This window comes from Psychromonas aquatilis, from assembly GCF_038155185.1.
GTDB lineage: Bacteria > Pseudomonadota > Gammaproteobacteria > Enterobacterales > Psychromonadaceae > Psychromonas > Psychromonas aquatilis.
Window position 1 is genome coordinate 1 of record NZ_JBAKAZ010000072.1, and the last position, 12,722, is coordinate 12,722.

Sequence of the window (12,722 nt, forward strand, 5' to 3'; positions counted from 1 at the left end):
TGTCTGTGGATGCGCATTATAGGGATTCAGATCACATTGGCAAGCGTTTTATTGTGATTATTTGCAATTAACTGTTTGAATGATTATTTTGCGAACAAAGTGGGGTGTTTTCATACAAAATCAGTGCTTTATTTACAATTCTTATCGTTATAATGTGTTTTTCGTCTATACCTTACTTATATACATATAAAAGAGAGAACATATATTGTGATTAATATTGAGATTTTAGTTGGTAGTACATTAGGTTCTACTGAATACGTAGCCGAAGCTACCCAGCCTTATTTAGAAAGTGCAGGTTTTACTACTAATATGCATTTCACGCCAGACTTAACAAAGTTAGATATTGAAACACAACAAATCTGGTTAATTTGTTTAGCAACACATGGAGCTGGTGATTACCCAGATAATTTCAAACCTTATATAGAACAAATCAAACAACTTAATACTAAATTAGATAATGTATATTTTGGTTTAGTCGGTATTGGTGACTCAAATTATGATACCTATTGCCATGCAGCTAAGAATGTAAATGATCTTTTATTAGAAAGTGGTGCAACGAAAATAGGAGATACTTTTTATATTGATGTAGTAAATTCTCCGATCCCTGAAGATAAAGTAGAAGAATGGATCCCTTCGTGGATAGAAGATCTTAAAAAACGAGTTAATTAATTTTAAAGTTACCCACAAGTTTCTGTGAATAAATCATTTATAACTCTTGAATTAGTTTTGCGTAATTACGTTATAATATTGTGCATAAAAAGGCCTGTTGATAAAGGCGCTTTCTATACTCAGGTTGATCTCAAATAGATCCATTATTACTCACACGATCGGATCTCTTTTAAGATCCTGATCTTTATATATTTATAGCTGTTTTACACAGAAATCTAATTACTTAGTAAGTATAGTAATAAAAGATCTTTAAAGATCTATATATAATACTAATACTATTCTTTTGTTTAAAAAGGAGGTTCTAGCTTCCCTTTATTTTTTAAAAGAGTAAAATCCTGCTTTCAATTTTTAAAATGCTTTATTTGGAATATTATGATTTATCATGAACAGTTTGACGTTATCGTTATCGGTGGAGGCCATGCAGGCACTGAAGCTGCTGCTGCACCAGCCAGAATGGGGTTAAAAACCTTATTATTAACTCACAACATTGAAACGTTAGGTCAAATGTCATGTAATCCCGCTATTGGCGGTATTGGTAAAGGTCATCTTGTAAAAGAGATTGATGCATTAGGCGGCTTAATGGCTTCTGCTATCGATAAAGGTGGTATCCAATTTAGAACACTTAACTCAAGTAAAGGGCCTGCTGTTCGCGCAACTAGAGCACAAGCAGATCGTCTTTTATATAAAGCTGCTATACGTGAAAAATTAGAAAACCAAGAAAACTTAAAAATATTTCAACAAGAAGTTGAAGATCTTGTTATTGAAAACGATCGCGTTGTTGGTGCTATTACTAAAATGGGTGTGCGTTTTTCTGCTAAATCAGTTGTCTTAACGGTTGGTACTTTTTTAAATGGTTTAATCCATATTGGTATGAAAAACTATAGTGGTGGTAGAGCCGGTGATCCAGCTTCAATTACACTATCTGATCGATTAAAAGAAATGCCTTTACGTATGGGACGCCTTAAAACTGGGACACCTGCTCGTATTGATGCACGTAGTATCGATTTCTCTGGATTAGAAGTACAACATGGTGATAACCCAACACCTGTATTTTCATTCCTAGGTAATCGTGAGCAACATCCTCGTCAAATACCTTGTTACATCACTCATACAAACGAGAAAACACACGATATCATTCGTGATAACCTTGATCGTAGCCCAATGTATTCGGGTGTTATTGAAGGTGTAGGACCACGCTACTGCCCTTCTATCGAAGATAAAATAATGCGTTTTGCTGACAAGAATTCACATCAAATATTCGTTGAGCCTGAAGGGTTAACAACGCATGAGGTTTATCCAAACGGTATTTCTACCAGCCTACCTTTTGATGTGCAGCTTAAGTTTATTCAATCGATGAAAGGGTTTGAAAATGCCTTTGTAACACGTCCTGGATACGCGATTGAGTATGATTACTTTGATCCTCGTGATCTTAAATCAACATTGGAAAGCAAATATATCGATGGTCTTTTCTTTGCTGGACAAATTAATGGTACAACAGGGTATGAAGAAGCTGGTGCTCAAGGTTTATTGGCTGGTATGAATGCAGGCTTACAAGTACAAGATAAAGAAGCTTGGTCACCACGCCGTGATCAGGCATATATGGGCGTATTAGTTGACGATCTTTCTACATTAGGTACAAAAGAACCTTACCGTATGTTTACTAGCCGTGCAGAATATCGCTTATTACTACGTGAAGATAATGCTGATACGCGTTTAACAGAGAAAGGCCGTGAGTTAGGTTTGGTTGACGATACTCGTTGGAAAGCGTTTAGCGAAAAACAAGAATCAGTAGAAAAAGAACTGCAACGCTTAAAAACACATTGGGTAAACCCAGGTTCAAATAACGCAGAACAAATTAATTCGCTTCTTAAGACACCAATGCAACGTGAAAGTACGTTAGAAGCAATGATACGTCGTCCTGAAGTTGATTATGATACATTGATGAAAGTAGATGGTCTTGGTCCAGCAATTAGTGATCCTATCGCTGCTGAACAAGTTGAGATTAAGATTAAGTATCAAGGTTATATTGATCGTCAATTAGATGAAATAGCAAAACTTAAGCGCCATGAAGATACCGTTTTACCAAACGATCTTGATTATACTGAGATTAAAGGTTTATCAAATGAAGTAATAGCTAAGTTGAATGACCTTAAACCAGAAAGCATTGGTCAGGCATCTCGCGTATCAGGTATAACACCTGCTGCTATTTCAATCTTACTTATTCATTTAAAAAAGAACGGCGTTCGTCGTAAGGCTGTTTAATGAGTTTACGAACTGAACTAGATGCTTTATTAGCACAGACTGACTTAAACATTGAAGAAAAAAAAGTTTCACAACTCATTGAGTTAGTTGAACTATTGGCAAAATGGAATAAAGCCTATAATCTGACATCAGTACGTGACCCTTCTCAAATGTTAGTGAAACATATTATGGATAGTGTTGTCGTATCACCTTATTTATCAGGCCAACGATTTATTGATGTTGGTACAGGGCCTGGTTTACCTGGTTTGCCTTTAGCTATTTTAAATCCTGATAAACAGTTTGTATTATTAGATAGCTTAGGCAAAAGGTTACGCTTTATACGACAAGCGATTTTAAGTTTAGGCCTTAAAAATGTAGAAATAGTACAAAGTCGTGTTGAAGAATATCAACCTGAAGATAGGTTTGATTGTGTTTTAAGTAGAGCCTTTGCATCATTAGAAGATATGTTATCTTGGTGTCATCATCTGCCTAATGAAAATGGACATTTCTTAGCACTCAAAGGACAATATCCTGAATCTGAAATTACTAATTTAGATTCTAAATTTGAATTTATAGAATCAGTTACATTAGACGTTCCTGAATTAGATGGAGAACGATGTTTAGTTAAAGTTAAACGTATTTTGTAGTGATTCAAATATATTATCGGGTAGGTATTTGTGGGTAAAATAATAGCAGTTGCAAATCAAAAAGGTGGTGTTGGTAAAACAACAACCTGTGTTAATTTAGCAGCCTCTATGGCTGCGACTAAACGTAAAGTTTTAATTATCGATCTTGATCCTCAAGGTAACGCCACTATGGGAAGTGGTATCGATAAATACGAAGTTGCTCATACTGCTTATGATCTTTTGATCGATGAATTACCTTTAGCTGATGTTGTTGAAACTGAAACAAGTGGTGGTTTCCATTTAGTTGCTGCAAACAGTGACGTAACCGCTGCTGAAGTTAAATTAATGACCTTTTTCGCTCGTGAAACGCGTTTAAGAGCAGCATTAGAAGGTGCTAGGGATATTTATGACTATATCTTTATAGATTGCCCTCCTTCGTTGAATATGTTGACCGTTAATGCCATGACTGCTGCTGACTCTGTGTTGGTTCCAATGCAGTGTGAGTATTATGCCTTAGAGGGATTAACAGCACTGATTGATACCATTAGCAAATTAACTGCGGTAGTTAATTCGGATCTTAAAGTTGAAGGGATCTTAAGGACTATGTACGATCCACGTAATCGACTATCTACCGATGTATCAGACCAATTAAAGAAGCACTTTGGTGAAAAGGTTTATCGAACGATCATTCCTCGTAATATTCGCCTAGCTGAAGCACCAAGCTTCAGTAAGCCTGTAATGTATTATGATAAAAGCTCTACAGGCGCTAGAGCATACCTATCATTAGCAGGTGAAATATTAAGACGAGAAGAACAGGCTAACAGTAACGAACAGGAAGTGGTTTAATATGTTAGGTAAGAAAAGAGGTTTAGGGAAAGGTTTAGATTCCTTGTTAAGTAGCAGTACTGTTACACGTAACAAACAAGTCTCCCATGATATTAATGCTGAAAAAGCACAAGAAGTCACTGAACAGGATAAAGGTGAATTACAAAATATTAATATCTCTTTATTACAAGTTGGTAAGTACCAACCTCGCCGAGATATGTCATCAGAGGCATTACAAGAACTTGCTAACTCAATTCAAGCACAGGGTATCATTCAACCTGTTGTAATTCGTAAGACCGGACATCAAAAATACGAAATAATTGCCGGCGAACGTCGTTGGCGTGCTGCGAAAATGGTTGGTTTAGAATCGATCCCGTGTTTGATTAAAAATGTTGAAGATGATGCCGCTATTGCGATTGCATTAATTGAGAATATCCAGCGTGAAAACCTTAATGCAATGGAAGAAGCGATAGCTTTAAAGCGTATTGTTGATGAATTTGAATTAACCCACCAAGAAGTTGCCAATGCAGTAGGGAAATCTCGTACTGCTGTCAGTAATTTATTACGCCTTAATAACCTTAACCCTGATGTACAAATGTTGTTAGAGCATGGTGATATAGAAATGGGCCACGCTAGAGCATTATTAGTATGCGAAGGTGAATTACAATCAGAGCTCGCTAAAATAGTCGTCGCTAAAGCATTAAACGTGCGTGATACTGAAAAATTAGTGAAACAAGCTCAAACCCCAGAAAAAGTAAAAACCCCTCCCCCTATTTGTGAAAAAACTGAGTTATTAGTAACAAGTTTAGAAAATAAACTCGGACTCAAAGTTTCAGCTAAAAATAATAAAAATGGTAAAGGAAAATTGGTCATAGATTACACTTCTATTACAGACTTAGATGCATTGATCACATTAATTGAACAAAACTGATCTAATTCTATTCTTTATTATTTTAAATCAATACTTAGTTTTTTTATTCGTGACTAAATAACGTTAATAATTCAATGATTATTGCTTGCTTATAGCCGCTCTATATTGCATTGACATTTTTTGTCGGTATAATTTGCGTAGGTTTTAATTTGGGCTAAGAAAGTGATTTTATTTATTATTTAGTCATGGTCTAAATTAGCTAGTAAAGGGAAATCAAAGTGGTTGATAAACTAGCAAAAAAAGGTCAGATTTCAGGGCTGAAAATGGTGGCTTTTCAATTATTGTTAGTGCTGTCTTTAGCATTGATTTCAACAGTGTTCTTTTCAAATCAAGCGGGTTACTCTTCTTTATTTGGCGGGATCACTTTTTTGCTTCCTAATTTTATTTTTGTTTGGATGGCATTCGCTCACGCGGGCGCTAGACAGTCAAGAAAAGTGCTTAGGGGGTTTTACGCAGGGGAGGCTATTAAACTCTTTTTAACTGTGTTGTTGCTTGTCGTATTTTTGAAATTCGGAGCCTTATCATTAAGTGCTTTTTATATTTCATTTCTATTACTGGTAATATCACAATGGTTAGCGCCTTTCTTTTTTTACAATAATAACGGGATGAAAAATGACAGCTAAAGATGAAGTATTAACTTCTTCAGCATATATCCAACATCACCTTACTAACGCAAAATTGTGTACAGTAGATGGTGAATTTGCATTTAATCATGCTTGTTCGGATGCTGGTTTTTGGACTTGGCATATTGACTCACTCCTATTTTCAGTTGGCCTCGGTGTCCTATTCTTGTTTATTTTTTACAAGGTTGGACAAAAAGCAACAACAGGTGTACCTGGCAAACTTCAATGTTTCGTAGAAATGTTGGTTGAGTTTGTTGATGGTTCGGTTAAAGAGACCTTTCATGGTCGTAGCCAAATTATCGCACCATTAGCTCTTACCATTTTTGTCTGGATTTTCATGATGAATTTGATGGATCTAATTCCTATTGACTTTATGCCAGAAGCCGCCAAGCAGTTCTTAGGTATCCCTTACATGAAAGTAGTACCAACAACTGATTTAAATATAACTTTTGGTTTATCTTTAAGTGTATTTATATTAATTGTTTTTTACTCTATCAAAATCAAGGGGCTAAGTGGGTTTGTAAAAGAACTTACACTTCAACCTTTTAATCATTGGGCATTTATTCCAGTAAACTTTTTACTAGAAACAATCTCATTGGTAGCGAAGCCGATTTCTTTATCACTTCGTTTGTTTGGTAATCTGTACGCAGGTGAGTTGATCTTTATTCTGATCGCATTGATGCCATGGTGGTCGCAAGCAGCACTTTCTGTGCCGTGGGCAATCTTCCATATTCTGGTTATCGTGCTTCAGGCCTTTATTTTTATGATGTTGACTATTGTCTACCTCAGCATGGCACATGAAGATCACTAATTTTAAAACTAACTTTATTAATCAATTTCAATAATTTAAAACTTTTCGGAGAAAAAAAATGGAAACTATTATCAGCTCTACGGCAATCGCTGTTGCACTTATGATTGGTCTTGCTGCATTCGGTACAGCGGTAGGTTTTGCTATCTTAGGTGGTAAATTCTTAGAAGCGACTGCACGTCAGCCTGAATTAGGTCCTGCTTTACAAACTAAAATGTTTATCGTGGCTGGTCTGCTAGATGCGATCTCTATGATTGCGGTTGGTGTTGCGTTGTTCTTTGTATTCGCAAACCCGTTCCTAGCTCAACTACCTGCGTAATACCGGATCTTAATTAACTTAATTATTAAGGAGCCGTTATGAATATCAACGCAACCCTGATAGGCCAAACAATCGCATTTGCGTTTTTTGTTTGGTTCTGTATGAAGTATGTTTGGCCACCACTTCTGGATGCTATTGAAGCGCGTCAAAAGAAAGTTGCTGATGGTTTAACTCAAGCTGAGCGAGCAGGTAAAGATCTTGAACTTGCACAAGTTAAATCAACTGAAAAGTTGAAAGAAGCTAAAGCGCAAGCTGCAGAGATAATTGATCAAGCTAACAAGCGTCGTACACAAATTGTTGAAGAAGCTAAAAATGAAGCAGAAGCTGAGCGTAATAAAATTATTGCTCAAGGTGAAGCGGAAGTTGAAGCGGAGCGTAACCGTGCTAAAGAAGAGTTACGTCGACAAGTTGCTACGTTAGCTATTGCTGGTGCTGAGAAAATTATTAAGCGCTCTATCGATAAAGAAGCCAATAGCGATATTATTGATAAATTAGTTGCTGAACTATAAAGGAGCAAGCTTATGTCTGATTTGACAACTATAGCTCGTCCTTATGCAAGAGCCGCTTTTGAATTTGCAGTGGATAATAACAACATCGAAGCTTGGTCTACGATGCTGTTTTTTGCTTCTGAAGTTGCACAAGATGCAACGGTAGCAAAAATATTGACTCGCGATAAAGCAACAGAAGAGTTAGCTAGTCTCTTTATTAATGTTTGTGGCGACCAACTCAACGAGCAAGGTCAAAACTTTATTAAAGTATTAGCTGAAAATGGACGTTTGAGTGTTTTACCTCGCGTTGCACAGCTTTTTGCTGATTTAGAAACTGAGTATAAGAAAGAAATTAACGTTGATGTTACTTCTGCTTATGCCTTATCTAAAGCACATCAAAAAGAATTAAGTGCTTCGCTAGAAAAACGTCTCGCACGAAAAGTTAACCTAAATTGTAGTATTGATAAATCGCTAATTACTGGAATGGTAATTAGCGCAGGTGATTTAGTGATTGATAGCTCTGCTAACGGTCAACTAACTCGTTTATCACATACTTTACAATCTTAATGGGAAGTTAGCATGCAACTGAATTCCACTGAAATTAGCGATCTTATCAAGCAACGAATTGAAAAATTTGAAGCGGTAAGCGAAGCGCGAAATGAAGGTACAATCGTTTCTGTAAGCGATGGTATTATTCGCATCAATGGCCTTGCTGAATGTATGCAAGGTGAAATGATCGAACTACCAAATGGTAGCTTTGCTATGGCACTTAACCTTGAGCGTGACTCTGTAGGTGCTGTTGTAATGGGACCTTACCGTAACCTTAAAGAAGGTGAAAAGGTAAAATCTACAGGTCGTATCCTTGAAGTGCCAGTAGGTAAAGGTCTTCTTGGTCGTGTAGTAAACACAATGGGTGAGCCGATTGATGGAAAAGGGCCAATCGTAAACGATGGTTACTCTCCTATTGAAGTTATTGCACCTGGTGTAATCGATCGTAAATCAGTTGACCAACCTGTACAAACAGGCTGGAAATCAATTGATTCAATGATTCCAATCGGTCGTGGTCAACGTGAGCTTATCATCGGTGACCGTCAAGTAGGTAAAACTGCTATTGCAATCGATGCAATCATTAACCAAAAATCAACAGGTTTATACTCAATCTACGTAGCAATTGGCCAAAAAGCGTCAACTATTGCTAACGCAGTACGTAAACTTGAAGAGCATGGCGCATTAGAAAACACAATCGTTGTTGTGGCTTCTGCTTCTGAAGCAGCTGCACTTCAATACCTAGCACCATATGCTGGTTGTTCAATGGGTGAATACTTCCGTGATCGCGGTGAAGATGCACTGATTGTATACGATGATCTTTCTAAGCAAGCTGTTGCTTATCGTCAAATATCACTACTGCTTAAACGTCCACCTGGTCGTGAAGCATACCCTGGTGATGTTTTCTATCTTCACTCACGTCTTCTTGAGCGTGCTTCTCGTGTAAGCGAGCACTACGTTGAAACCTTTACTAAAGGTGAAGTGAAAGGTAAAACTGGTTCATTAACAGCATTACCTATCATTGAAACGCAGGCGGGTGATGTATCAGCATTCGTACCAACAAATGTAATCTCTATTACTGATGGCCAGATCTTCTTAACGACTGAACTGTTTAATAATGGTGTTCGTCCAGCTGTTGATCCAGGTATTTCTGTATCACGTGTTGGTGGTGCTGCTCAGTGTAAAATTATTAAAAAGCTTTCTGGTGGTATTCGTACTGCTTTAGCGCAATATCGTGAATTAGCGGCGTTTGCACAGTTTGCATCTGACTTAGATGAAGCAACTCGTAAACAACTTGACCATGGTAAAAAAGTAACTGAATTAATGAAGCAAAAACAATATGCTCCTATGTCAGTAACTGAACAAGCGTTATCACTATTTGCTGCAGAGAAAGGCTTCTTAAATGATGTCGATGTTGAAAAAGTATTAGACTTTGAAGCATCTTTAATCTCTTACGCTAAAAATGAGCATGCAGAATTCTATGCTCGCATTAATGAAACTGGTGATTACAGCAAAGAAACTGAAGGCAAATTAAAAGAAATTTTAGAAGCTTTCGTTGCGACGCAAACCTGGTAATTAATTGATAACAACTGTTATTAATTATGCATTAATTAGGAGTTAGAAATGGCCGGCGATAAAGAAATTAGAAATAAGATCGCGAGTGTGAAAAACACTCAAAAGATCACTGGTGCTATGGAAATGGTAGCTGCATCGAAGATGCGTCGTGCGCAATTGCGCATGGAAAGCAGTCTTGCTTATGCAACTACTATGCGCAAAGTGATCGGTCATATCGCGTTAGGTAACTTGGAATACCATCACCCTTATCTTGAAGATAGAGAGATTAAGCGTGTTGGTTATATTGTCGTTTCAAGTGATCGTGGTTTGTGTGGTGGTTTAAATATTAATTTATTTAAACCTGTTATCCAAGAAATGAAAAAACACAGCGAAGCTGGTGTTGACGTTGATTTAACCGTTATCGGTTCAAAAGCAGCGAGTTTCTTTGGTGGATTAGGCGCTAATATTATTGCTCAAGCAACATCTTTAGGTGATGCTCCGACAATCGATGATTTAATCGGTTCGGTGAAAATAATGTTAGATGCTTACGACACAGGCAAAATTGATCGTTTGTACATAGTGAACAATAAATTCGTTAGTACCATGGTGCAAGAGCCGACTATCAGTCAATTATTACCTCTGCCAAAAGCAGAAGGTGATGATGAAGTTGCTACTGATCTTTGGGATTACATTTACGAGGGTGATCCTAAGAAAATTTTAGATTCACTACTTGTTCGTTATGTTGAATCTCAAGTGTATCAAGCGGTAGTTGAAAACTTAGCGTGTGAACAAGTTTCACGTATGGTTGCAATGAAAGCTGCAACTGATAACGCAAGTGACTTGATTGATGATTTACAACTTGTTGCCAATAAAGCACGTCAAGCTGCAATTACTCAGGAACTTTCTGAGATTTGTGGTGGTGCGGCTGCGGTATAATTTTAAAAGATAGATTTTAGAGGATCAGAAATGAGTTCAGGTAAAATCGTACAGATTATCGGTGCTGTTGTGGATGTTGAATTTCCACAAGACAGCGTTCCGAATATATACAGTGCACTGATCGTGACTGAAAAAAACCTAACTATGGAAGTGCAGCAACAAATTGGCGGTGGCGTTGTACGTTGTATCGCTATGGGTGCTTCTGAAGGTTTAAGTCGTGGTTTAGAAGTTACTGATACTAAACAGGCTATTACAGTACCTGTTGGTACGGCTACATTAGGCCGTATCATGAATGTATTAGGTGAGCCTATCGATGAATGTGGTCCAGTTGAGTCTGCAGAACATTATCAGATTCACCGCGCTGCACCTTCATATGAAGAGCAGTCAGCAACAGCTGAAACACTAGAAGTTGGTATTAAAGTTATTGACTTAATCTGCCCATTCGCAAAAGGTGGTAAAATCGGCCTATTCGGTGGTGCTGGTGTTGGTAAAACAGTAAACATGATGGAGCTTATCAATAACATCGCACTTAAACATTCAGGTTTGTCTGTTTTTGCTGGTGTTGGTGAGCGTACTCGTGAAGGTAACGATTTCTACCATGAAATGCAGGAAGCTGGCGTTGTAAACGTTGAAAATCCTGAATTATCAAAAGTAGCAATGGTTTACGGTCAAATGAATGAGCCACCAGGAAACCGTTTACGTGTTGCCCTGACTGGTCTTACTATGGCTGAGCGCTTCCGTGATGAAGGTAAAGACGTACTATTATTTGTTGATAACATCTACCGTTACACACTAGCGGGAACAGAGGTATCGGCACTACTAGGTCGTATGCCATCAGCCGTTGGTTACCAACCAACTCTTGCAGAAGAGATGGGTGTATTACAAGAGCGTATTACATCAACTAAAGTGGGTTCTATCACTTCTATCCAAGCGGTATACGTACCTGCGGATGATTTAACGGATCCATCTCCTGCAACAACCTTTGCTCACTTAGACGCAACAGTTGTACTTAACCGTAATATCGCATCTATGGGTCTATACCCAGCGATTGACCCGTTAGATTCAACATCTCGTCAACTTGATCCATTAGTTGTTGGACAAGAGCATTACGATATTGCACGTGGTGTACAAGGTATCTTACAGCGTTATAAAGAGCTAAAAGATATCATTGCTATCCTAGGTATGGATGAGCTTTCTGAAGAAGATAAGCAAATCGTATCTCGTGCACGTAAAGTTGAGAAGTTCTTAACTCAACCTTACCACGTAGCTGAAGTATTTACGGGCGACCCAGGTATTTACGTATCACTTAAAGACACATTAGCTGGCTTTAAAGGCTTAATTGCTGGTGATTACGATGATATCCCTGAGCAAGCGTTCCTATACGTAGGTGCAATTGAAGAAGCTGTCGAAAACGCTAAGAAAATGTAACTGCTGGAGGTTATTATGGCTAAAGCAATGACCACTCATTTAGATGTTGTAAGTGCAGAAAAGTCTCTGTTTTCAGGACGTGTTTCTCATTTATCAGTATCTGGTCAAGAAGGTGAGCTAGGTATTATGCCTGGTCACACACCTTTGCTGACTCCAATTAAACCAGGAATGGTTCAATTGGTTAAGCAACATGGTGGCGAAGAAGTCATTTATATCTCAGGTGGTTTCCTTGAAGTACAGCCGGGCGGTGTTACCGTTTTAGCTGATACTGCTATTCGTGGTCAAGATCTTGACCTAGCAAAAGCAGAAGAAGCTAAACGTGCTGCCGAAGAACAAATGTCAAATCCATCTAAGGAAATTGACTTTGCACTGGTTACTGCACAACTTGCTCAAGCAGTTGCGCAGTTACGTGCTATTAAGTTAACACGTAAGTAGATATTTACACTTTCGTAGTAAAGGCGACCTTAGGGTCGCCTTTTTATTTTATACCTCTAACCAACTTTCAATCCTACCTTTTAAATTAATTAAGCTATGTAGCATCAATGATAGAAATTAATTATTGATGATTGCTTATTAGTTAAGACTATCCTCAACTATTTACTAAGCTGTAAAGCAAATATTTAACAACCTAAATATCCTAGCAATATTAAATCTTAATTATTTAAATTAACTGAGTTATACCAATTCCGTTAAAGATGTGATCTAATGTTCATATTCAAAGGAGATGA

At 37.6% G+C, this 12,722-nt stretch carries 14 protein-coding genes; all 14 read left to right on the forward strand.

Going from position 1 to position 12,722, the window contains the following annotated elements; genetic code table 11:
- Positions 1-207: 207 nt before the first annotated feature.
- The 14 genes from mioC (at position 208) to V6256_RS13710 (ending at position 12,429) form a co-directional block, all read left to right on the forward strand.
- Positions 208-669, forward strand: a complete 462-nt coding sequence (gene mioC, locus V6256_RS13645; protein ID WP_341598780.1) for an FMN-binding protein MioC — start codon at positions 208-210, stop codon at positions 667-669.
- A 372-nt stretch (positions 670-1,041) separates the two neighbouring features.
- Entirely contained in the window at positions 1,042-2,931 is a 1,890-nt protein-coding gene (mnmG, locus tag V6256_RS13650; RefSeq protein WP_341598781.1) for a tRNA uridine-5-carboxymethylaminomethyl(34) synthesis enzyme MnmG, read from the forward strand.
- Positions 2,931-3,557: a 16S rRNA (guanine(527)-N(7))-methyltransferase RsmG gene (rsmG, locus tag V6256_RS13655; protein ID WP_341598782.1), complete on the forward strand. Its 627-nt coding sequence runs from the start codon at positions 2,931-2,933 to the stop codon at positions 3,555-3,557. The genes mnmG and rsmG overlap by 1 nt, the downstream gene beginning before the upstream one ends.
- A 30-nt stretch (positions 3,558-3,587) precedes the next feature.
- The gene (locus V6256_RS13660) at positions 3,588-4,382 is read left to right on the forward strand and encodes a ParA family protein (RefSeq protein WP_341598783.1); all 795 of its coding nucleotides are present in this window, start codon (positions 3,588-3,590) and stop codon (positions 4,380-4,382) included.
- A gap of 1 nt (position 4,383) precedes the next feature.
- The gene (locus V6256_RS13665; RefSeq protein WP_341598784.1) at positions 4,384-5,292 is read left to right on the forward strand and encodes a ParB/RepB/Spo0J family partition protein; all 909 of its coding nucleotides are present in this window, start codon (positions 4,384-4,386) and stop codon (positions 5,290-5,292) included.
- A gap of 218 nt (positions 5,293-5,510) precedes the next feature.
- Complete coding sequence (locus tag V6256_RS13670) at positions 5,511-5,915, forward strand: ATP synthase subunit I (RefSeq protein ID WP_341598785.1); 405 nt, start codon at positions 5,511-5,513, stop codon at positions 5,913-5,915.
- Positions 5,905-6,726, forward strand: a complete 822-nt coding sequence (gene atpB / locus V6256_RS13675; RefSeq protein WP_341598786.1) for a F0F1 ATP synthase subunit A — start codon at positions 5,905-5,907, stop codon at positions 6,724-6,726. The genes V6256_RS13670 and atpB overlap by 11 nt, the downstream gene beginning before the upstream one ends.
- 58 nt (positions 6,727-6,784) lie before the next feature.
- Positions 6,785-7,042 (forward strand): F0F1 ATP synthase subunit C, encoded by a 258-nt coding sequence (atpE, locus tag V6256_RS13680; RefSeq protein WP_341598787.1) that lies wholly within the window; start codon positions 6,785-6,787, stop codon positions 7,040-7,042.
- Positions 7,043-7,080: 38 nt separating this feature from the next.
- Positions 7,081-7,551 carry a F0F1 ATP synthase subunit B gene (gene atpF, locus V6256_RS13685; protein WP_341598788.1) on the forward strand — a complete coding sequence of 157 codons (471 nt, stop codon included), beginning with the start codon at positions 7,081-7,083 and terminating at the stop codon, positions 7,549-7,551.
- A 12-nt stretch (positions 7,552-7,563) separates the two neighbouring features.
- On the forward strand, positions 7,564-8,097 hold the full coding sequence (atpH, locus tag V6256_RS13690; protein ID WP_341598789.1) for a F0F1 ATP synthase subunit delta: 534 nt from the start codon (positions 7,564-7,566) through the stop codon (positions 8,095-8,097).
- A gap of 12 nt (positions 8,098-8,109) precedes the next feature.
- Entirely contained in the window at positions 8,110-9,651 is a 1,542-nt protein-coding gene (gene atpA / locus V6256_RS13695) for a F0F1 ATP synthase subunit alpha (protein WP_341598790.1), read from the forward strand.
- 48 nt (positions 9,652-9,699) lie between these two features.
- Positions 9,700-10,566, forward strand: coding sequence for a F0F1 ATP synthase subunit gamma (gene atpG, locus V6256_RS13700; RefSeq protein WP_341598791.1), 867 nt, complete (start codon positions 9,700-9,702; stop codon positions 10,564-10,566).
- A 30-nt stretch (positions 10,567-10,596) separates the two neighbouring features.
- Entirely contained in the window at positions 10,597-11,994 is a 1,398-nt protein-coding gene (atpD, locus tag V6256_RS13705) for a F0F1 ATP synthase subunit beta (protein WP_341598792.1), read from the forward strand.
- Positions 11,995-12,009: 15 nt separating this feature from the next.
- Positions 12,010-12,429, forward strand: a complete 420-nt coding sequence (locus V6256_RS13710) for a F0F1 ATP synthase subunit epsilon (protein WP_341598793.1) — start codon at positions 12,010-12,012, stop codon at positions 12,427-12,429.
- Positions 12,430-12,722: the final 293 nt, after the last annotated feature.